Raw genomic sequence first — 21547 nt, forward strand, 5'->3', positions numbered from 1 at the left:
GCCGGGGAACGCCCGTACGGTCACAGCGCCTGGCGCCGGATCAGCACGCCGAGCACCAGCAGCCCCGGCACCAGCGGCAGCCACACCGTCAGCAGCCGGTAGCCGAGCACGGCGGAGGTGGCCGCGGCGGTCGGGGTGCCCGACGCGGTGAGGGCCAGAGCGAGGGCGGCGTCCAGCGAGCCGAGGCCGCCGGGGGTGGGCAGCAGCGCGGCGGCGCCGCTGGCGGCGAGGTAGAGCAGCATCACCCGGGCCGGGGACAGCGGCAGCTCGATCGCCTGGGTGACCGCGATCAGGACCAGCGAGTGCAGCGCGGCGAAGACGAGGGAGCCGCCCCACAGGGCCGCCGCGCGGGCCGGGTTGGCGTGCACCGCCCGGATGTCGCCCGCCACGGTCAGCACCGCGGCCCGGCAGCGCGGCCACCACCGGGTGCGCAGCAGGACGCCGACCACGGTGGCCACGGCCGCGCAGCCGGCCAGGAACAGGACCGGCGGGACGTGCGGGACACGCAGCAGACCGGGGCAGGCGGGGGCGAGCGCGGCGATGAGGACCAGGCGGACCACGGCCCCGGCGGTGGCCTTGACGGCGAGGGCGGACGCGCCACGGCCGGCCGGGAGCCCGCAGCGCATCAGGAAGCGCAGGTTGACGGCGCCCGCACCGAGTCCGGCGGGCAGCACGTGGTTGGCGGCCGAGGCGGCGAACTGGGCGGCGACCAGCCGCCGTCCGGGCAGCCGTTCGGTGACCGCCCCCTGCTGGGCGAGCGCCGAGGAGGCCCAGGTCCCGACCGCGGCCGTGGCCGCCACCAGGAGCCAGCCCTGGTCGGCGACGGCCAGCCGCCCGGCCCCGTGCTGCACGGTGGGCCAGTGCCGCCGGGCCAGGTAGAGCCCGCCCAGCAGCAGGGTGAGACACAGGGCGCTCTGCCAGTAGCGCGGCGGCCGGCGGACCGCGAGGGGGCCGGCTTCGGGCGGCGCGCTCATGACCCCGCCGGCGGTGCGGCCCGGCGCCACGGACGACGGCCGCCGGGGCCCCGCCGACGGGTTCTGACGAGTACGGCGTGCGCGCTCACGGCCATCGATCCATCCACCCCTCTTTCCCTACACACCGTAGGGTCAAAAACCCTACAACGTGTAGGGCTGACCATGGTCTCAGGAACACGCATGGGCAAACACTGCCAAACTAACCCGGTTTCGCGGCGCCCACCGCGCCGCTACACCCACCCGGACGGCGGCCCTACAACCTGTAAGGTTGAGCCATGGCTGGCACAGGGTCCCGCGGCAGAGCGGAGCGGCGCAGCGCCGGGGAGCTGGAGAGCGAGGTCCTGGCGGCCCTGTGGGCGACCGAACGCCCGTTGACCCCCGCCGAGATCCAGTCCGAGATCGGCGGCGGGCTCGCCTACAACACGGTTCACACGATCCTGAAGCGGCTGTACGACAAGGGGCTGGTACTGCGGGACGCGGACGGGCGGCGCGGTGCCTACCGGCCGGCGAAGAACGCGGCGGAGCTGACGGCCGAGGCCATGCACGAGGCCCTGGACCGCGGGCCCGACCCGATCGCGGCCCTCCAGCAGTTCGTGTCCGGGCTGGGCCCGGAGGAGGAGCGGGCGTTGCGGAACCTGTTCGCCGGGGGCGGCGCATGAGGTTCGACGTCTACACCCCGCTGCTGGTCTCCGTGGTGCTGCCGCTGCTCTGTCCGGTGATCGGCCGGCGGGTGGCACCGGCGCTGGCGGCGCGTGTGCTGACGTCGGCCGCCGTGCTGACCGCCGCCGCCACCACCTGGTCCCTGATCCTGCTGACGACCGCTCTGCTCGGCGAGGCGCCGCCGGTGGTCCGGGAGGCGCACGAGGACGGACACCGGCTGGCCGATCCGGTACCGGAGGCGATCGGCGTCGCCGCCTGCCTCGCGCTGGCCGCGGTGGCGTGGCGGGTGCAGCGGGCGGTACGGGCCGAACGCGGTACCCGGCGGGCGCTGCGGCGGCTGTGCGAGGGGCAGCCGCGGGACACGGAGCTGGTGGTGGCCGCCTCGAAGGTGCCGCAGGCGTTCGCGATCCCGGGTCGGCCGGGCCGGATCCTGGTCACCTCGGCGATGCTGGGCGCGCTGACGCCGGCCGAGCGGCGGGTGCTGCTGGCCCACGAAAGGGCCCATCTGACCCATCGGCACGGCAGCCTGGTGACCGCCGCGACCCTGGCCGTGGCCGCGAACCCGCTGCTCGGGCCGGTCCGTCCGGCGGTGACCTTCCTGGTGGAGCGCTGGGCCGACGAGCAGGCGGCAACCGCCGTGGGCGACCGGGCCACCACCGCCCGCGCCCTGGCCCGCGCCGCCCTCAGTGCGGGCCGCGCCCACCCGTCCTGCGCCCTGAACTTCACCGACCGCGCGGTGACCCGCCGCATCGCGGCCCTGCAGACGGCCCCGCCGCCCCGTCTCTGGCCGGCCGCGGCAGCCGTGCTCGCGCTCGGCGCACTGGCGGCCCTGTTCGCAGCCGACGCGACGAGCGACCTGGCGGCCCTCCTTTCGAACGCCCTCGGGTGAAGCGCGCCCCAAAGGGGCGCTGGGGGTACCCCCGGGCCGAAGGCTGGCGGAGGAACTGCGCGCTCAGCCACACCCGACCGGCAGTCGACACTGCGGCCTGGTCGTGCACGGCGCCGTCGTGGCTGGTCGCGCGGTTGCTCCCCCAGCCTTCGGCCGGGGGTACCCCCAGCGCCCCTGGCGGGGACTTGGCCCTCAGCCCGGCCGGTTCGGCGCCCTGTGCAACGGCTGCGCCGGCGTCGGGCCCGGGCGGACCGGCGGCACCGCCCGCACCGCTGGGCTGTCCGTGTCGACGGTGACCGGCTCACCGTGGTGGTGGACGGTGAGCGGGGGCCCGTCGAGGAGGGTGTACGTCGCCTTGTCCGCCCCGATCTCCACCCGCAGCCTGCTGCCCCGCAGTTGCAGGGTGAAGGCGAGCCTGCGCAGCCGCTCCGGCAGCCGGGGGGCGAACCTCGCCCCGTCGTCGTAGTGGCGCAGTCCGCCGAAGCCGGCCACCAGTGCCATCCAGGTGCCGGCCAGGGAGGCGATGTGCAGTCCGTCGCGGGTGTTGTGCTCCAGGTCGTCCAGGTCCATCAGGGCGGCCTCGGCCGTGTACGCGTGGGCGAGCGTCAGGTGTCCGGCCTGGGCGGCGACCACGGCCTGGCAGCAGGCGGACAGTGAGGAGTCCCGCACGGTCAGCGGCTCGTAGTAGGCGAAGTTGCGGGCGATGTGCTCCTCGTCGAAGTAGGCCTCGCAGGTGTACATCGCCAGCACCAGGTCGGCCTGTTTGACGACCTGTTTGCGGTACAGGTCGAAGTACGGGAAGTTCAGCAGCAGCGGGTACTGCTCGGGGCGGGTGCTCTCGAAGTCCCAGCGCTGGTAGCGGGTGAACCCGGCGTGCTGTTCGTGGACGCCCAGTTCGTGGTTGTAGGGGATGTGCACGGCCTCCGCGGCGTCCCGCCAGGCGGCGGACTCCTCCGCGTCGACGCCGAGCCGGGCGGCCTCGCGGGGGTGGCGTTCCACGGCGTCGGCGGCGGCCAGCAGGTTCGCCCGGGCCATCAGGTTGGTGTACGTGTTGTCGTCGGCGACCGCGCTGTACTCGTCGGGTCCGGTGACGCCGTCGATGTGGAACGCGCCGCGGCTGTCGTGGTGGCCGAGCGAGCGCCACAGCCGGGCGGTCTCCACGAGCAGTTCGACACCGATGTCCCGTTCGAAGTCGGTGTCGCCGGTGGCGGCGACGTAGCGGACCACCGCGTCGGCGACGTCGGCGTTGACGTGGAAGGCGGCGGTGCCGGCCGGCCAGTACGCGGAGCCCTCCGAGCCCGCGATGGTCCGCCAGGGGAACGCGGCGCCGGCCAGGCCCAGTTGGGTGGCGCGTTCGCGGGCCGCGGGCAGCGTGTTGTGCCGCCAGCGCAGCGCCTCGGCGACGGCGTCCGGGGCGGTGTGGGTGAGGACGGGCAGGACGAACATCTCGGTGTCCCAGAAGGCGTGCCCGTCGTAGCCGGAGCCGGTGAGGCCCTTGGCCGGTATCGCCCGCTGTTCGGCGCGGGCGCCGGCCTGCAGGACGTGGAAGAGGGCGAAGCGGACGGCCTGCTGGACCTCCTCGTCGCCGTCCACCTCCACGTCGGCGCGGGACCAGTAGTCGTCGAGGTACCCGCGCTGTTCGTCGGTGAGCCCCTGCCAGCCCTCGTGCGCGGCGGCGGCGAGGGCCGCGTCCACCTGGTCGGCCATCGCGGGCAGCGAACGCACCCCGGACCAGCCGTGCGCGACGAACTTCTCCACCCGCAGCCGCTGCCCGGGTTCCAGTACGGAGGTCACGGTCAGCCGGGCCACGTCCACGCCGCTCTCGGAACGGGTCGTGGTCCGCTCGGGGCCGAAGACCGTGTGGTCGGCGGCGACCGCGACCCGCAGTCCGCTGCGTTTCGTGCGGTGCACCAGACGCAGCCGGTACCCGTCGGCGAAGTCGTCCTCCTGCTCCAGCGGCGACTGGAGGGCCTGCGCCGCGCGGGGATCGCCGTTCGCCCCGGGGAGCTGCTCGTTGGCGACCAGCTCGGACTGGACCACGATCCGGCAGCGGCGGTCGACGGCCTCCACCTCGTAGGCGACGGCGGCCACCGCCCGCTGGGTCAGGGACACCAGCCGGGTCGAGCGCACCCGCACGGTCGATCCCGCGGGCGAGGTCCACTCGCAGGTCCGTTCCAGGACCCCCCGGCGCAGGTCCAGCACCCGCTCGTGGCTGACGAGCCGGCCGTAGCGCAGGTCGAAGGGTTCGTCGTCGACGAGCAGCCGCAGGATCTTGCCGTTGGTCACGTTGATGACGGTCTGCCCGGACTCGGGGTAGCCGTAGCCGGCTTCGGCGTACGGCAGGGGGTGCACCTCGTGGACGCCGTTGAGGTAGCTGCCGGGCAGCCCGTGCGGTTCGCCCTCGTCGAGATTGCCGCGCCAGCCGACGTGCCCGTTGGACAGCGCGAACACCGACTCGCTCTGGGCGAGCACGTCGAGGTTGAGCGCCGTCTCGCGGACCGCCCAGGGCTCCACGGCGTACGACCGTTGGGTGATCACTCCTTGCCTCCCAGCTCGGCGAGGTCCTTGACGACCGTGTCCGCGCCGTGCGCGTACAGGGCTTCGGTCTGCCCGACGCGGTCCACGCCGACGACGTATCCGAAGCCGCCCGCGCGACCCGCGTCCATCCCGGCGAGGGCGTCCTCGAAGACGGCCGCCCGGGACGGCTCGACGCCGAGGTCGTGGGCGGCGGCCAGGAAGGTGTCCGGGTGCGGTTTGCCGGGCAGGTGCCGTTCCGCGGCCACGACGCCGTCGATGCGGACGTCGAAGAAGTGCTCGGCACCGATCGAGCGCAGTACGTCACGGCAGTTGGCGCTGGAGGAGACGATCGCCGTGCGCAGCCCCTGGGCCCGGACCGCCTCCAGATAGCGCAGGGTGCCGTCGTAGGCCTCGACGCCGTCGGTGCGGATCCTGGCCAGGAGCAGTTCGTTCTTGCGGTTGCCGAGGCCGTGCACGGTGGGCGCGTCCGGCGGGTCGTCCGGGGTGCCCTCGGGCAGGTGGATGCCCCGGGAGTCGAGGAAGGCGCGGACGCCGTCGGCGCGCGGGCGGCCGTCGACGTACTCGTCGTAGTCGGCGGCCGGGTCGAAGGGCCGCTGGCCCTCGTAGCCGCGCAGGAAGGCGTCGAACATCTCCTTCCAGGCCGCCGCGTGCACGACGGCGGTTCTGGTGACGACCCCGTCGAGGTCGAAGAGACAGGCCTGAATGGTGTCGGGCAGACCGAGTGCAGTCATGTCCGGCATCTTCCCCACCTGGCGGCGGCGAGAGGGTGGCGTGCGCCACATCCCGGGCCGGTGTCACACTTTTTGCGTGCCGCTGACTTTCGACGACCTCCTCGACCGCGCCCGTTCACTCGCCGCTCGCGGTCCGCGCGCCCTCCTCGGTGTCGCGGGCAGCCCCGGTGCCGGCAAGACGACCCTCGCCGAGCATCTGGTGCGGGAGCTGAACGGGACGGGTGAACCGTGGGTGGCGCAGGTGCCCATGGACGGTTTCCACCTGGCCGACGCCGAACTGGACCGGCTGGGCCTCAGGGACCGCAAGGGGGCGCCCGCGACCTTCGACGCGGCCGGGTACGCGGCGCTGCTGCGGCGGCTGCGCGAGGACACCGCCGACGTGGTGTACGCGCCGGGTTTCGAGCGGGTGCTGGAGCAGCCGATCGCGGGCGCGATCCCGGTCCCGCCGACGGCCCGGCTGGTGGTGACCGAGGGCAACTACCTGCTGCTGGCGGAGGGTTCGTGGACAGGTGTGCGGCAGGAGCTGGACGAGGTGTGGTTCTGCGAGATCGGCGAGGCCGAGCGGGTACGGCGGCTGGTCGCCCGGCACGAGGAGTTCGGCAAGGGGCACGAGGAGGCGGTGGCCTGGGTGGCGGGCACCGACCAGCTCAACGCCGACCTGGTCGCGGCCACCCGGGACCGGGCGGACCTGGTGGTACCGGAGACCGCGCTGCCGGCGCTTCGGTGAAGAGGTCGATCCCTCCGGTCTCCCGTTCGGGAAAGACACTGGCCCGCCGGGAGCGGGCCACTCTACGGTGACGACATGAGCGATCACCCCCAAGCACCTGTCGCCCCGGTCGAGGCCTTCGAACCGCCCTACTACGTGGCCGTGTTCAGCACGGTACGGACCGAGGACCAGAGCGGTTACCGCGAGACGAACGCCCGCATGGAGGACCTGGTGAAGGACATCCCCGGGTACCTGGGGATGGACCACGCGCAGACCCCCGGCGGGCTGGGCATCACCGTCGGGTACTTCCGCGACGTCGACGCCCTCACCGAGTGGCGGACCCACGCCGAACACCGCGCGGCGCAGCAGCGCGGCCGGGCCGAGTGGTACCACAGCTACACGCTGCACGTGGCGCGGGTGGAACGCAGCCACGGGTTCACGCGAGACCAGGTGCCACCCGGTACTACCGTCCGGTGAGGGCCAGTTGCGGGTCGCCGTGGCCGTCGTCGGGTCCGAGGACCGCCGTGAACCGCTCGGTGCGGACCGTCAGGTCGCCCTCGAACGACGGGGTGAAGTCCCCGCCGGGTCCGTACCGTACGGCGAACACGTGCAGGTGTTCCGGCGCGCCCGGCGCCGGTTCGGCCCGGTAGGCGCTGGAGGAGACCAGGTGGCGCCAGCCCTCGTCCGGGTCGCCGTACCCGCGCGGGTCGGCGGCGAGGGCGAACGCGGCCTGCTCCTGGGTGAGTTCGGCGCGCGCGTCGAAGTGGTCGGCGCCCTGCCGTTCGGGATGGGTCAGGCGCAGGGCGCCCGCGGAGGCGACCTCGGCCTCGGCGACCCGGCGGACCCGGTCGCCGTCGTCCGCCGCGTACGGCAGCCCGGCCAGCAGGTACGGAGTCCCGTCGAGGCGCTCCAGGGCCACCGTCACCCACAGGCTCGTGCCGTCGGTGACGTACAGGGAGCGCACGTGCCGCAGGACGTGGTCGCGGCCGACGACCGGCTTGGTGACCAGCTTGGCGGTCAGGCCGTCGGCGGTCACGTCCCGGACCCGGACCTCGCCCATCGGCCGGCAGTACACGAACCCGTCCAGGACCGGGCCGAAGCCGTGCTGCCGGTTCACCGCCGCCGGGAGGAGGTAGGTGCCGGCCGCCTCGACCAGGGAGGGGGTCATACGGCTGTCGAAGGCGACGGAGACGCCGCCCGCGCGGAGCTGGTGGCGGGCCGGGACGGTCGACGGGGTGCGGTGCCAGGGGGTGCCGTCCTGGATCTGCCAGACCAGCATCCAGGCGAAGTGCCCGTCGACCCCGCCGTCCGGCTTGACCGCGTACCGGCCCCAGGTGGTGTCGCCCCGGTAGCGGCCCAGGTCGGCGCCGATCCGGGCGCCGAAGTACCGCAGGCCGAGCACCGACTCGAAGCCGGAGTGCTGTTCGCTGTAGCGGGGTCCGCCGTTGTCGAAGCCACCGCCCGGCAGGCGTGCGTCGATGTACCGGGCGAGCGCGTCACCGTCCTCGGCGAACATCTCCTCCCCGCTGATCCGGTGGGCCTGGGCGAGGAACGACAGCGAGATCGGACCGTAGTTGTTGTCGTAGGCGCCGCCGTGCTCGGGCGGCAGCAGGGCGCCCCGGTCGAGGACCCGGTGGGCCCTGATCCTCTCGGCGTACAGCGCCAGCGCCCGCTCGCGGACCGGCTCCGCCTCCTCCCTCGGCAGGTGACGGGCCAGCATCAGTCCGCCGACCACGCAGCCGATCGCCTGGTTGCCGGCCTCCTGCGGATTGAAGAAGGTGGCCTCGGTCAGCCAGTGCCAGTAGCCACGGCCCAGGTCGAGCAGCGCGGCGCGCTGGCCGTCGGCGACCAGGCCGGCCGCGAGGTCGAGGAGGTTCACCGTCTGGAGCAGCGCCCACACGGTGCTCGGCCAGTCCCCGATCGGGTGCGCGCCCGCCGCCAGGACGTAACGGGCGTACGGGAGGCCCGAGTCGCGGACGGTGAGGTTCGGGTAGCCGGGATTGTCCTCGGTGTAGACCCGCTCGCGCAGGTGGAAGGCGAGGCTGCGGTGCACGGCCTCGGGCAGCCGGGGGTCCCCCGAGCGGTGCCAGGCGAGGGCCAGCAGGGAGGTGACGCCGAGGGAGGTGTCGCCGATGTCGTCGTCGGCGTCGGGGTGTTCGAGGTTGCCCTCGGCGGTGAGGCGGGCCAGGGCCTGTTCGGTGACGTCGGCGAGGACCGCGTCGTACGCCTCGGGGGTGTCCGGCAGGTCGTGCAGCGGGCCGAGCTGGCGTGGGAGGTGCAAGGAGATCAGCCCTTCATGCCTGAGATGTGGCGCGCAGTGTGAGGGTCAGTGTCTGCGGTCCGTGTCCGCCGAGGTAGACGCGGTTCCCGGTGGTCGCGTCCGTGCCGCCGACCACGGTGTGGTCCTGCCCCGGGTCGTAGCGCAGTACCTCGCTCCGGTCCGGTCCGGCGAGCGGTTCTCCCGTCTCGACGGCGGCCTCGACCCGGATCGCGTCGTCGCCGACCCGGTAGGTCAACGGCTCGGTCGTCAGGCACCAGCGTCCGTCGCCGAGCGGTACGGCGCCCTGCGGCTCGCCGCCCGGCCGGAAGGTCAGTTCGAGGGCCCAGGGCACCGACGGGCCGCTGATGTCGATCCGCAGGTCGGCCCCGTCCTCCCGCAGGTCGACCTCGACCCGGGTCGTGTGGGAGACCTCGTCCTGAGGGCGGTCGGGGAAGGCCATCGCCGCGGAGAAGCGGCCCTCGTCCACCAGACGGTAGGCACCGTCGTGGCGCCTTCGGTCCTTCGGGAGCGGCTGGTAGTAGGCCGCCGTGAGGGTCTGGGTGAGCCGGTACCGGTTGTCGGCGAGCCGTTCCATGTCGGCGGCGCGGAACGGGCCCAGGTCGAAGAACCCGCGCGACAGGCGGACCGCGTCGAGGACGGCGTCGCCGGCGAACAGGCGCAGGAAGGTGGGGTTGCAGGCGAGGCCCGAGCGGACGCGCCGGTGCTCGGGCACGTCGGAGCCGCCGTACACCACGGTGTGCGCGGTGGCCGAGACGTGTGCGGCGAGGCGTGCGGTGGGGAGGTACCGGTCACGCGGGAGCTGCTCCGTGTCCGGGGCCGGCAGGGGGCGGCACAGATCCGGGGTGAGGAGGGTCTGGGCGAGCAGGTCGGGGTCCTCGATGCCGTCGGCGGCCGCCGAGTGGGCCGCGCGGGCGAGGTCGCCCCGACCGGTGCGGATCGCGAGCAGCCGGTACTGCGGCAGGTAGGGCCACAGCGCGAACGACTGCCTCTGGTCCTGGCGGCGCGAGTGGACGGTCTCCACCGTGCCGTCCGGCCTGATCAGGTCCAGGGTCGCGGTGAGGTTGCGTTCGACCGCGTCCCGCAGGTCGGCGCGGTCGAGCACGTCGGCGAGGAGCAGCAGCGACGGATTGGTGACGATGGACGCGTAGACGGCACTGCGTTCCGAGTACAGGCCCTCCGCGTCGATGTCGACTCCCTCGGCGAGCCACTCCTCGGCGCGGGCGAGCAGTCGGGCGTCCGGGAACGAGCGGTGCAGCCGGGCGAGCGCCGCGCTCAGCTCCCAGCGGTGGTTCGGGGTGTGCACGCCACCGGCCAGGAGGCTCGGGGTGGCGGCGCCGGCGATCTCGGCGAGCGCGGCCGTCACCTCGTCCAGTTCCGGTCCCGCGTCGGCGGCGAGGACGTACGCATCGCACACGTCGTTGACGGTGAACGCGGAGTCGGGCGGTGACTGGACGTTGTCGCCGCCCGCGAAGAGGCCGGAGGGCGTCTGCGCGGCCCGCAGGGCGCGGAGGTGGGTCATCGCGGCGGCGACCGCCTGTCCGCTGCCGTGCAGTGCCGAGTCCGGGGACCGGTATGCCGCGACCAGGGTCTTCACGCTGCGGGCCAGGGTGCGGTGCGGCCCGGTGGGTTCCTCGTCCGGGTCGGCCGCGAGCGGGGCGGCCGACCCGTCGGCGGCGAGTGCCACCGCGCGGACGAAGTCATGGTCGAGCGGGGTGGGCAACATCAGTCCTTCAGTCCGGCGTTGATGTCGGCGCCCATGACGTAGCGCTGGAAGACCAGGAAGATCACGATCAGCGGGATCATGGAGATGACCGAGGCACCGAGCAGAACCGACCAGTTGATGTTCTGTGCGCCGACGATGCTCTGGATGCCGATCTGCACGGTGAACTTGTTGGGGTCGTTGAGCATCAGCAGCGGCCAGATGTAGTCGTTCCACCGCCACTGGAAGGACAGGATGGCGAGGGTCAGCATGATGGGCCGGGAGAGCGGCACCATGATCCGCAGGAAGATCGACAGTTCGCGGGCGCCGTCGATGCGTGCGGCTTCGACCAGTTCGTCGGGGACCGTCAGGAAGAACTGGCGGAACATGAAGCATCCGGTCGCGGTGAGCACGGCCGGGAGGATGATGCCGGCGAAGGAGTTGTAGAGGCCGAGGTTGCGGACGACCAGGAACTCGGGGGCGAGCATGACCTCGCCCGGCAGCATCGTGGTGGCCAGGATGCAGACGAAGAACACCTTGAGCCACTTGTTGTCGTACTTGGCCAGCGCGTACCCGGTGCAGCAGCTGACGCCCACCGTGAGGATCGTCGTGATCACGCACACGATGGTCGTGTTGATGAAGTACTGCGAGAAGTTGGCGCTGCGCCACGCCGTCAGGTATCCGGACAGGGTGGGGTGGTGCGGGACCAGCGTCAGCGGGTACGAGAACAGGTCGCTGGCGGGCTTGAGGGAGCTGAGGATGAACCACAGCACGGGCAGCCCGTACAGGCAGGCCAGGACCCACAGCAGGGTCGTCGCGGACACCGCCCGCCGGAGCCCGCCACTGCTCGCGCCGCGGGGCCGCTTGCCGGTCACGGGCCGCGGGGAGTCCGCGTCGACCGGGCGCGGGATGTCTGTCGTTGTCATCGGTTCTCCACCCGCCGGTTGACGATCAGCTGGATGACCGCGACGGCCATCAGGATGAGCATGAGCACGAACGACGCCGCGCTCGCGTAGCCGATCTGGCCCCGTTGGAAGCCGGTCTGGTAGATGTACTGGACCAGCAGGTTGTTGGACGTCCCGGGCCCGCCGTTGTTGAGCGAGACGAAGATCGGGTACTCCTTCATCGCGTTGATCGTGTTGAGCAGGATCACGATGAACGAGGTGGGCGCGATGCTCGGCAGTGTGATGCTGATGAACTGGCGCCACGGACCGGCGCCGTCGAGCGAGGCCGCCTCGTAGTACGACACCGGCACGTTCTTGATCGCCGCGATGAACAGCAGCATCGAGAAGCCCGTCCAGGCCCAGGAGGCCGCCATCACCACCACGAGCAGCGACAGGTCCGCGTTCGACTGCCACGGCACGGCCGCGCCGCCGAGCTTCTCGATGATGTAGTTGACCAGGCCGAAGTTCTCGCCGAACAGCCACCGCCACAGGACGCCCACGACGATGGGCGACAGCAGCCAGGGGATGAAGAAGAGGACGCGAGCCACCGACGCACCCTTGGCGTGCTTGCTCACCAGCACGTTGGCGATGAGCAGCGAGAGCGCGAAGTTCAGCGGGACGAAGAGCACGGTGTAGAGCAGGGACCGCGTCAGCGCGTCGTAGAAGGTGGAGTCCCCGAACAGGTTGTGGTAGTTGTCCAGTCCGACGAACTGGAACGCCCCGACGCCCGTGTAGTTCGTGAAGGAGTAGACGAGCCCGATCACCGCCGGCCACACGAAGAACAGCGAGAAGAGCACGACGTTGGCCGCGATGAGGACGAGCGGCGCGAGGGTGTACCTACTGCGTCTCCTGGGCGGGCTCGCGGACACGGCCGAGGCGCGTTTTGTCATCTTCCTGACTCCGTGCTGGTGGAATGGATTGCTGAGGGCCCACGCCGTGAGCCCGGCGTCGCGGGGGGGCCGGGCCCGGGCGGCGGAGTCTCGGCTCCGCCGCCCGGGCCCGTCGGCCTACGATCCGCTGCCGACCTGCTGGTTGTAGCCGGCCACGATGTTCTCCAGGGCCTTGTCGGGCGACTGCTGGCCGTTGATCGCCTTGCCGAGCTCCGTCTTGGTCGGGTCGGTCGTCAGGCTCTTGCCCTTCAGCACCCAGTCCGTCTGCGCGCCGTTGAAGTAGCCGGAGATCGGTGCGTAGAGCGGGATCTCCTCGTTGTACAGCTTGAACGCGGCCTGCGCCGCCGGGGCGGTGAAGGGGTACTTCGGCGTCAGGCCGCTCTCGACCGGGAGGAACCCGGAGCTCTCGACGAGCTCGGTGTACTGCTTCGGGTCGTACACCCAGGTCATGAACTTCTTCGCGGCGGTGGCGGCGGCGCCGTTGTTGTTGAAGCCCACCATCAGGCCGCCGCTGTTGACGTCACTGGCCTGCACCGGCTGGGCGGGGGTCGGGACGCTCGCCCAGTCGAACTTCTTGATGCTGTCCGCGAACGCGGCGACCTGCCACACGCCGGACCAGTAGGCGACCACGTCACCGCTCTGGAACATCGCGGACGGGTCGGCGCCGCTGGTCCACACCGACTTCGGCATGGTCTTGTCGTCGTTCCAGCCGACGAAGGTGTTCACGGCCTTCTTGGTCGCGTCGTCCACGGAGAACTTGCCGGAGGAGTCCGCGTGGACGTACTTGCCGCCCATCTCGTACACCATGGCGCGCAGTCGCGACGGCGACTGGTCGAAGGTCAGGGAGTACTTGGCGCCGGTCTTCTCCCGGACCTTGTTCGCGGCCGCGATGAAGTCGGTCCAGGTCCAGGTCTTGGAGGGCGAGGTGGGGAAGGAGACGCCGGCCTTCTCGAAGAGGGTCTTGTTGATGAAGAGGCCGGACGCGGTGACGTCCGAGGGGATGGCCAGCACCTTGCCGGACGAGTCCTTCGCCAGGAAGTTGCCGTTGATGTTGTAGCTCTTGTTGCCGGAGATGGAGCTCAGGTCGATCAGCTTGTTCGACCAGATCGGGTCCAGCGCCGGTACGGCCGCCACGTCGGGCAGAGCATTCGCCTGCGCGGAGTTGTGCAGCTTCGTCGTGTAGCCGTCGTAGGGGATGTTGACCAGCTTGACGCTGACGCCGGTCTCCTTCTTGTACTGCGACACCAGCTTCTTCCAGCCCGCGTCCTGCCCCGGAACCGTGGAGATCCAGAACGTCAGCGACTTGGCGGTCCCGCCCGAGCCGGAGCCCGACCCGCAGGCGGAGAGCAGCAGGGCACCCGCCGAGGCCGCGGCTGCGAGGGGAACCAGGCGGCGCATACCGCCGCGGCCGAGTCGGCGAGAGCGCCGCACACCCACAGTGGTCATCTTCGATCCCATTTCTTCGGAGGGACGGAGCACGGCGCCGACTGAGGCGGCACTGGTGCATTTTTTGAGGGAAAAGTCACTTTCCGGGGGCGCGGCCTCGCCCGGCCGCATCGTCCGCGCGGGGCGAGCTCCCCGGCCGTCCTGGCCGCCACCGCACGGACACGCCCTCGTGCGGTTGCCGTACGTCGTGCACGGACTGGGAGGCTTACCCCAAGTCGGCGTCCCGGCCGACTTAGAAAGCGCTTGTCCGGACATTGGCAGACGAACTCGGAGGCCGTCAATCCTTCACCTGCGCGCCTTCGGTCACGGTTTGGACTCCCTTGGCCACGGCGAGCCGGGCAGCCCCTACGACAGTACCGAGATCGCCGACCTGGCTGCTGACGACCTCGGTGGGCCAGCTCAGCCGTCCCAGCTCGGCCCGCACGCCTGGCAGCAGCCGGGGATCCGCGCCGGTGCTGCCGCCCAGCACGAGGAGCCCGGGGTCCAGCACGGCGGTCACGGCGGCGGCCAGCCGGCCCACGTCGGCGGCGTGCCGGGCGACCAGGGAGCGGGCTGGCTCCCGGCCCTCGGCGGCCAGCGCGAAGAGCCGCTCGGCGGTGCGCGGGCGGGGGCCGTCGTCGGCCCGCCAGGCCTGCGCGGCCCGGCGCAGCAGAGCCTGCGAGCCCACGTACGCCTCCAGGGCCTCCCGGCGGGGCTCCCGGTCGTCGTCCCAGGGGTAGGGCAGCCGGGCGAGCTCACCGGCGGCGCCGTTGGCGCCGCGCAGCACCTGGCCGCCGATCACGATGCCCAGACCGACACCGACCCCGATCCGCAGGTAGCCGAAGGTGCGCCGGCCCCGGGCCGCGCCCTCGTGCAGTTCGGCGAGGGCCGCGCAGTTCACGTTGTTCTCCAGGTGCACGGGGACGCCCGGCGGCAGCGCCACCGACACCGCGTCGAAGACGGGCCCGGCCTTGGCGGTGGCCGGGCGCATGCCGCCCCCGGACCGGTCGGGCTCGGTCACGTCACCGACGGCGACCACGATGGCCCGCAGCGGGGCGCCGGCCGGCAGCGCCTCCAGCGCCTCGCGGACGGCGTCGGCGGCCCTGGCCCGCGGGGTGTCGGCCTCGGCGAGCAGGGTGCCGTCCAGGGCGCAGCCGCGCACCCGGGTGCGGGCCGGGCCGAGATCGACGGCGAGCACCGAACCGGAGGCGGGGCCGAGGTTGTAGACGGCGGCGGAGCGGCCGGTGCCGCTGGAGGCGGTGCCGGAGTGGGTGGCCAGCCTGGCCCCCTCCAGCTCCGCGACGGCGGCGGAGACCGTCGGCTTGGACAGGCCCGCGAGGCTCGCCAGCTGCGGCCGGGTGGCGCTGCCGGCCTGGGCCAGTACGGCGAACACCGCCCCGGCGCTCTCGGTGAGACGGGGGGCCTCAGCCACGACGTGTTCCACAGTTCCCCCATGGGTCAGGGGCCGCGCTCCCGGGTGTGCACGGGAGGCGGCGATGCGGTGCCCTCGTGCCGCGCGGGGTGCCCCTCGACAGGTCCCGTCGATCGAGCGCGCGGCAACTCTTGACGCACTGTACTTCGTTAGTTAACTTCCTAACGAAGTACACGGTACTCGCCTGCCGTGGTCCGAAAGAAGTCCGTCCCGGGACTTCCCGATTCGCTCAACTCCCGTTCGTCCAGGCGCGGTTCGCTCACCGTCGCAGCCTGGTCCGCGGCGGGTGGCGGTTGCCCGCTGAACAGCGGCGCCGGTGCCTGCCACGGTCTTCGGCGCTCTGCCCCCAGACGACGAAAGAGGATCCGTGCCGGACGCTCCTTCCTCCCCGCTCGTGGTCGGTGTCGACGTCGGCGGCACCAAGACCCATCTCCGTGCGCTCGCCGGCCCGGAGCAGGTCGCCGACCACGTCCGTCCGAGCAGCGGCTGGCGGCCGCACGACCCGGCAGCGGCCGCCCGGTGGCTGACCGCGCTGGTCCGTGACGCCCTGCCCGGCCATGCCCGCCCCGCCGCGCTGGCGGTCGGCGGGCATGCCTGTGAGACCCCCCGCCAGTGCGCCTCGATCGCCGCCGAGCTGCGGGACCTGCTGGGCGTACCGGTCCGGGTGGTGGGCGACGCCGAACTCCTCGTCCCCGCCGCCGGCCTGGACAAGGGCGTCGGCCTGGTCGCCGGCACCGGCTCGGTGGCGGTCGGCCGGAGCGCCGACGGCAGCCCCGTACAGGTGGGCGGCTGGGGCGCGGTGCTCGGCGACGAGGGCGGCGCCGCCGGCCTGGTCCGGGAGGCCGCCCGCGCCGTCTGGGCCGCGCACGACCGCGGTGAGGCACCCGACGCCCTCGCGACCGGCCTGGTCGCCGCCTTCGAGGTGGCCGAGGTGCCCGCGCTGGGGGCCGCCCTGGAGAGTGCCACCGACGTCTCGGCCCAGTGGGGCCGGCACGCCCCGGCGCTGTTCGCGGCGGCCGACGCGGGCTCCCTGATCGCCCGGGACGTGATAGCCGACGGCGGCCGTGCGCTCGCCGCGCTGGTGGCCCGGCTGGCCGCCCGTGGCCTCGCCGTGGACGACGTCGTGGTGGCCGGCGGCACGATCCTCTCCCAGCCGCGCCTGTACGGGGCCTTCGCCGCCGCACTCGCCGAGGCCGTGCCCGGAGCCCGGCCGCAGCCGCTGCGCAGTCCGCCCGTGGCGGGCGCGGTGGCCCTCGCGCGTTCGGTCCTGTGAGGACGGCGTCCACGGCCCGTGCACATCCGCTCGCGCGGACCACGGGCCGTGCGACGCCGCGAACGCGCAGGTCCCGGCCCCGGTTCCGGTGAACCACCGCACTGTCGTTCAACTCCGGTCCATCCGGCGGTCGTCGGACCATGACCGCCGAGACATCGGCCGGTCCTAGAACTTCGCTCGTTCCCCGCTTTTTCCCCCGCGCACCAGCAGGCGCACCCGCGGCGAGCGCACCGATCCGCAGTGAACTCCCAGTAGAACTCGAGAGAGGCACCTCCATGCCGTCACCTGCCGGGCACCACTCCCCCTCTCCGGCCCGTGGACTCGCCGTCGGCCGACGGGGATTCCTGAAGACCTCGCTCGGCGCTTCGGCGGGCATGGTGGCCGCCCCGACCCTGGTCAGCTGGCTCGCCGCCGCCGACGCGAAGGCCGCGACCGCCCTCGCGTTCGTCGACGACTACAAGACGAACATCAGCACCAACCTCACCGCCGACACCAACGCGGTGGTGCGCATCCTCGGCGGCTTCGCGCGGATATGGAAGACCGGTTCCGCCTGGAACACCGGCAGCGTGCTGCGGGCCGACGTCCTGCGCGCCAACATGCGGTACTGCGCCCACGTCACCACCCGGCGCACCGACGCCGAGGCGAAGAAGGCGTTCCTCTACGACCGCCAGCACCAGAGCTACGCGATGATCGCCGGCCTCGGCCCGCTCGCCGACCTCTACAAGGCCGGTTCCCTCGCGGTCACCTCGATCACCAGCGCGCCCGACACCACGCCCGCCACCACGATCAGCGACGCCGTCCCGGCCGGCGCCCCGGCGGGCTCGGCGCTCGGCGCGGGCTCGCACGACTCGGCGCTCGGCAAGGTGGCCGAACTGGTCGACACGGTGCGCGGCAACTACGCCTCCGGCAACCCGTCCAAGTACGCCTACCAGTACCCGCGCCCCTGGCGGATGAACGAGGACAGCGAGGTCGTCGACACCGGGAAGACCGACGCCTTCGGCTACCCGGTCTACGAGTCGGACGTGGTCGTCGCCCCGCAGCTGCTGCGCCAGCGCAGCACCTCCCCCACCGACGACGGAGGCTTCCCCTCGGGTCACACCAACGCCTTCCACCTGGCCGGGCTGGCGTACGCGTACGCGGTGCCGGAGCGCTTCCAGGAGCTGGTCACCCGCGCCCTGGAACTGAGCGACACCCGCATCGTGGCCGGCATGCACAACACGGTCGACGTGATCGGCGGCCGGATCATGGCCACCGCGCTGGCCGCCGCCACCCTCGCCGACCCGGCCAACGCCGACCTCAAGAAGGCGGCCCGCGCCCAGGCCCTCGCCTACTTCGAGGCGGAGACCGGCAGCACCGCCGACACCCTGTACGCCTACGCCCACGCGGCCGGCACCGCCACCGACCCGTACGCCGACCGCGAGGCCAACGAGCGCGCCGTCACGCCGCGGCTGACGTACGTCCTGCGACGGCAGGGCCGCGACCTGCCGCTCACCGTGCCCAAGGGCGCCGAGGTGCTCCTGGAGACCCGCCAGCCGTATCTCTCCGCCGACCAGCGCCGCGAGGTGCTGCGCACCACCGGCCTGCCCTCCGGGTACGTGCTCCTCGACGGCCCGGAGCAGTGGGGCCGCCTCAACCTGTTCGCGGCGGCGGACGGCTACGGCGCCTTCGACTCGGACGTCACGGTCGCCCTGGACGCGGCGGCGGGCGGCTTCGCGGCGGCCGACAGCTGGCGCAACGACATCGACGGCCGGGGCGGACTCACCAAGCAGGGCACCGGCACGCTGACGCTGACCGGCCGCAACCGCTACACGGGCGGTACCGTGCTGGCGGCGGGCACCCTGGTCGCCGGTTCGGACGACGCGCTGGGCCACGGCGACGTCCGGGTCTGCGCGGGCACCCTGCGGGTGACCGAGCGGGTCTTCGTGCGCGGCGCCTACACCCAGGACGCGGGCGCCCTGGAGGTCACCCTGGGCCGGGCCTGCGCGGCGCCGCTGACGGTGAGGCACCTGGCGGTCCTCGGCCGGGGCGCCACCCTCACCCTGAACCTCGACACCGAGCGGCCGCCGGCCGCGGGCAGCACCCTCCCGGTGATCGACGCGCCGCGTCTGCGCGGTCAGTTCGACGAGGTGCGGCTGAACTCCAGCGCCCTGCGGGCCGTACCCGTGTACACGGCGGACGGTCTGTCGGTACGACTCGTGAAGCGGTGACGCGCCCGGTGGCGGGAGCGGTGCGACAGTAGGGCCATGACGGCCCGTGCGCGCTCCCGTCACCGCGGGCCCGGTGTCCCCGCGGGGCGGATGATGGCAAGCGAACAGCAGTCGGTGCTCGACCCCGACCTCCCCGCGGACCCGGGGCCCGGCCCGCGTCCCACCGCGGCAGCCCGGCTCACCGCCGCCCTGCGCACCCGCCGCCGCCTGCTGGTGCCGGTCCTGGTGGTGCTGCTGCTCGCCCAGATGGCGGCGGCGATGGTGACCACCGCCGTCCAGCAGACGCCCACCGTCGACGAACCGGTCTACGTGGCCACCGCCGCCGACTACCTGCACGAGCACCGGCTGCGCTACAACCCGGAGCACCCGCCGCTCGGCAAGCTCGTCATCATGGCCGGCATCGCCGTCGCCGACCCGCACTACGATCCCGCCTACGGGGGCGACCAGGGGCAGGTGGGACGGCACCTGCTGTACTCCTCGGGCAACGACCCCTGGCGGGTGATGCTCTGGGCCCGGCTGCCGGTGATCGCGCTGACGCTGCTGTTCGGTCTCGTGGTCCTCGCCTTCGCCCGCGAGCTCCTCGGTACCGCGGCCGGACTGCTGGCCCTCGCGCTGTACTGCTTCTCCCCCGACCTGATCGCCCAGGGCTCGCTGGCCACCCTGGACGTGCCGGCGGCCGGGTTCGTGCTGACGTCGGCCTGGCTGGTGTGGCGGGCGGGACACCGGCCCCGGTGGTACCTGCCGCTCGCCGGGGCGGCGCTGGGCGCCGCCGTGGCGACGAAGATGAGCGCGCTGCCCGCGGTCCCCGTCCTGGCGGCGCTGGCGGTGTTCTCGGTGTGGGGTCCGCGTCCCGGCCGTGCGCGGCGCGCCCTGACGGCCGCGGCGGTCACGGTGGTGACGGCGGTCGCCGTGGTGTGGCTGTCCTATCTGGCGGTCGACCCCCGGCTGCGTTTCCTGCCGGCCGCGCCCGTGCCGGCGGTGCACGGGCTGCGGGGCGCCCTGGTGGACCTGATGCCCTTCCCGGAGGCCTACCGGGCGGGGATGCGGGTCCAGTTCGCCCTGGAGGACCTGCCCTGGCAGGGCTATCTCTTCGGGCACCTCTACACCGGCTCCCGCTGGTACTACCTGCCGGCCGCCCTGCTGGTGAAGACCCCGCTCGGCATGCTGGCGCTGTGGGCGGCCGGTGCCGTCGCGGTGGTGGCGGTACGGCGGCTGCGGCCGGCCGCGCCGTACCTGCTGCTGCCGCCTGCCGTGCTGCTGGCCTCGGCGATGACCGGGTCGCGGGACTTCGGGACGCGGTACGCGCTGTTCATGCCGATGTTCCTGGCGGTGGCCGGGGCCTCGGTGGTCGCGGTGCGGTGGCGCTGGTCGCGGCCGGCGGCCGCGGCGCTGGTGCTGTTCGTCGCGGTGAGCTCGCTGCGGACGTTCCCGTTCTACCTTCCGTACTCCAACGAGGCGTTCGGCGGCCCGGCGAAGACGCATCTGCGGCTGCACGACTCGAACGTGGACTGGGGCCAGGACCTGGGCAGGCTCGCCGACCGGCTGCGGGATCGCTATCCGGGGCAGCGCGTCTGGCTGGTCTACAAGGGCAGCGGTGTCCCGGCGTACTACGGCATCCACGCCGCCGATCCCCGCACGGTGCCGCCCGGCGAGGTGCACGGGCTGCTGGTCGTCTCGGACTCGTCGGTCGCCAAGGCGCGGGGCCGGCTGGCCGAGTTGATCCACAGCAGCCGGGCGGTCGACGAGGTCGGCCACTCCATCACCGTCTACCGGCGGTGAGCCCCGCTCCGGGCGTCGCGCGCGCAGGGCGCGCTCGGCCGCCGGGGCGGTTCGCGACGGCGCACAACCCCTGGTCACCACGGGCCGTGAGCTATGTTGAATCCTCGTGGGAGACAAAGGAGGCGCTTCGGTGCCATCGCCGCAGCAGGCACGCGCACAGGCATCCGCGATCACATCGGGCAAGACCGTGCCGGAGGCGGAGGCCGCACCCACGTCCCAGCTCCGGGAACTCTTCGACGGCCCCCGGCTCTCCCCGGGGCAGCGGCGCATCGCCCAGTACCTGATCGACCACATCACCGAGGCGGCCTTCCTGTCGATCACCGACCTCGCCGAGCGGGCCGGGGTCAGCCAGCCGTCGGTGACGCGGTTCGCGGGAGCGGTCGGCTTCAGCGGCTACCCCGCGCTGCGCGAGCGGCTCCAGTCGATCGCGCTGCGCACCCTGGCGGGCGGGGCCGGGCCCACCACCGAGCACCGCAGCAACGAGCTCCAGGCGGCCGTGGACGCCGAGATCGAGAACCTGGAGAACCTGCGCCGGGACTTCGCCGACCCGGACCGGGTGATCTGGATCGGCCGCGAGCTGTCCCGGTCGTCCCCGCTGACCGTGCTCGGCCTGCGCATCTCCGTCTCCCTGGCGGAGTACTTCGCCTACGCCGCCCGCCGTATCCATCCCGATGTACGGCTGGTGACCAGGGGCGGCAGCGTGGCCTACGACGCACTGCTGCAGTCGCGCGAGGCGGGCGGCACCTGGGTGCTGGCGTTCGGCATGCCGCGGCACGCGCAGGAGACGCTCACCGCGATCCGGGTGGCGCGCACCGCGGGGCTGCGGGTCGCCCTGGTGACGGACCTGGCGCTCGGTGCGCTGGCCGACGAGGCCGACGTCACCTTCAGCACCGGTATCGGCTCCCGCCTGGTGTTCGACACCTACGCGGCGCCCGGCCTGATGGCCGCGGCGCTGCTGCAGGCCATGACCGACGCCGACCCCGAGCGCACCCAGGCGCGCCTGGAGGAGTACGAGCAGGTCGCCGAGGAGCATCAGTTCTTCCTCAAGGACTGAGTTCTCCCCCCTATCCGGTCACATGACGCGCCAAGGGGACTATTCACGACATTTCGCGCATGAAT

17 protein-coding genes are annotated in these 21547 nt (G+C 72.9%); 8 read left to right on the plus strand and 9 right to left on the minus strand.

Going from position 1 to position 21547, the window contains the following annotated elements:
* Window positions 1-20: 20 nt before the first annotated feature.
* A complete protein-coding gene (locus AB0958_RS14070; RefSeq protein ID WP_366890655.1) occupies window positions 21-974 on the minus strand; it encodes a lysylphosphatidylglycerol synthase domain-containing protein in 954 nt (317 codons plus the stop codon).
* 275 nt (window positions 975-1249) lie between these two features.
* On the opposite strand from AB0958_RS14070, the gene AB0958_RS14075 reads away from it, so the two are divergent.
* Window positions 1250-1633, plus strand: coding sequence for a BlaI/MecI/CopY family transcriptional regulator (locus tag AB0958_RS14075; protein ID WP_366890656.1), 384 nt, complete (start codon window positions 1250-1252; stop codon window positions 1631-1633).
* The gene (locus AB0958_RS14080; RefSeq protein ID WP_366890657.1) at window positions 1630-2523 is read left to right on the plus strand and encodes a M56 family metallopeptidase; all 894 of its coding nucleotides are present in this window, start codon (window positions 1630-1632) and stop codon (window positions 2521-2523) included. The genes AB0958_RS14075 and AB0958_RS14080 overlap by 4 nt, the downstream gene beginning before the upstream one ends.
* A gap of 192 nt (window positions 2524-2715) precedes the next feature.
* Here AB0958_RS14080 and AB0958_RS14085 read toward each other — a convergent pair whose 3' ends face one another.
* Both AB0958_RS14085 and AB0958_RS14090 read right to left on the minus strand, forming a co-directional pair.
* Window positions 2716-5061, minus strand: a complete 2346-nt coding sequence (locus AB0958_RS14085; RefSeq protein WP_366890658.1) for a glycosyl hydrolase family 65 protein — start codon at window positions 5059-5061, stop codon at window positions 2716-2718.
* A complete protein-coding gene (locus AB0958_RS14090; protein WP_366890659.1) occupies window positions 5058-5792 on the minus strand; it encodes a beta-phosphoglucomutase family hydrolase in 735 nt (244 codons plus the stop codon). The genes AB0958_RS14085 and AB0958_RS14090 overlap by 4 nt, the downstream gene beginning before the upstream one ends.
* Before the next feature lie 76 nt (window positions 5793-5868).
* Here AB0958_RS14090 and AB0958_RS14095 point away from each other — a divergent pair, with 76 nt between their 5' ends.
* Window positions 5869-6519: a nucleoside/nucleotide kinase family protein gene (locus tag AB0958_RS14095; RefSeq protein ID WP_366890660.1), complete on the plus strand. Its 651-nt coding sequence runs from the start codon at window positions 5869-5871 to the stop codon at window positions 6517-6519.
* A gap of 75 nt (window positions 6520-6594) precedes the next feature.
* On the plus strand, window positions 6595-6975 hold the full coding sequence (locus AB0958_RS14100) for an antibiotic biosynthesis monooxygenase (RefSeq protein WP_366890661.1): 381 nt from the start codon (window positions 6595-6597) through the stop codon (window positions 6973-6975).
* Here the strand turns inward: AB0958_RS14100 and AB0958_RS14105 are convergent.
* From AB0958_RS14105 to AB0958_RS14130, 6 genes are all read right to left on the minus strand, one after another.
* Entirely contained in the window at window positions 6962-8779 is a 1818-nt protein-coding gene (locus AB0958_RS14105) for a hypothetical protein (protein WP_366890663.1), read from the minus strand. The genes AB0958_RS14100 and AB0958_RS14105 overlap by 14 nt on opposite strands.
* 13 nt (window positions 8780-8792) lie before the next feature.
* Window positions 8793-10499 carry a hypothetical protein gene (locus AB0958_RS14110; RefSeq protein WP_366890677.1) on the minus strand — a complete coding sequence of 569 codons (1707 nt, stop codon included), beginning with the start codon at window positions 10497-10499 and terminating at the stop codon, window positions 8793-8795.
* Window positions 10500-10501: 2 nt separating this feature from the next.
* Window positions 10502-11404 carry a carbohydrate ABC transporter permease gene (locus AB0958_RS14115; RefSeq protein WP_366890664.1) on the minus strand — a complete coding sequence of 301 codons (903 nt, stop codon included), beginning with the start codon at window positions 11402-11404 and terminating at the stop codon, window positions 10502-10504.
* Window positions 11401-12312 (minus strand): sugar ABC transporter permease, encoded by a 912-nt coding sequence (locus AB0958_RS14120; protein WP_360514435.1) that lies wholly within the window; start codon window positions 12310-12312, stop codon window positions 11401-11403. Before AB0958_RS14120 ends, AB0958_RS14115 begins: the two co-directional genes overlap by 4 nt.
* A 117-nt stretch (window positions 12313-12429) precedes the next feature.
* Window positions 12430-13758 carry an extracellular solute-binding protein gene (locus AB0958_RS14125; protein ID WP_366890665.1) on the minus strand — a complete coding sequence of 443 codons (1329 nt, stop codon included), beginning with the start codon at window positions 13756-13758 and terminating at the stop codon, window positions 12430-12432.
* Between the two features lie 277 nt (window positions 13759-14035).
* Window positions 14036-15169: an ROK family transcriptional regulator gene (locus tag AB0958_RS14130; protein WP_366890666.1), complete on the minus strand. Its 1134-nt coding sequence runs from the start codon at window positions 15167-15169 to the stop codon at window positions 14036-14038.
* A gap of 367 nt (window positions 15170-15536) precedes the next feature.
* Here AB0958_RS14130 and AB0958_RS14135 point away from each other — a divergent pair, with 367 nt between their 5' ends.
* The 4 genes from AB0958_RS14135 to AB0958_RS14150 all read left to right on the plus strand — a co-directional run bounded on the left by AB0958_RS14135 (window position 15537) and on the right by AB0958_RS14150 (window position 21482).
* Window positions 15537-16442, plus strand: a complete 906-nt coding sequence (locus AB0958_RS14135) for a BadF/BadG/BcrA/BcrD ATPase family protein (protein WP_366890667.1) — start codon at window positions 15537-15539, stop codon at window positions 16440-16442.
* 275 nt (window positions 16443-16717) lie between these two features.
* The gene (locus AB0958_RS14140; protein ID WP_366890668.1) at window positions 16718-18649 is read left to right on the plus strand and encodes a phosphatase PAP2 family protein; all 1932 of its coding nucleotides are present in this window, start codon (window positions 16718-16720) and stop codon (window positions 18647-18649) included.
* A gap of 90 nt (window positions 18650-18739) precedes the next feature.
* On the plus strand, window positions 18740-20428 hold the full coding sequence (locus tag AB0958_RS14145; protein WP_366890678.1) for a phospholipid carrier-dependent glycosyltransferase: 1689 nt from the start codon (window positions 18740-18742) through the stop codon (window positions 20426-20428).
* Window positions 20429-20558: 130 nt separating this feature from the next.
* Window positions 20559-21482 carry a MurR/RpiR family transcriptional regulator gene (locus AB0958_RS14150; RefSeq protein ID WP_366890669.1) on the plus strand — a complete coding sequence of 308 codons (924 nt, stop codon included), beginning with the start codon at window positions 20559-20561 and terminating at the stop codon, window positions 21480-21482.
* Window positions 21483-21547: the final 65 nt, after the last annotated feature.

It is taken from the genome of Streptomyces sp. NPDC006655 (assembly GCF_040703965.1).
Lineage (GTDB): Bacteria > Actinomycetota > Actinomycetes > Streptomycetales > Streptomycetaceae > Streptomyces.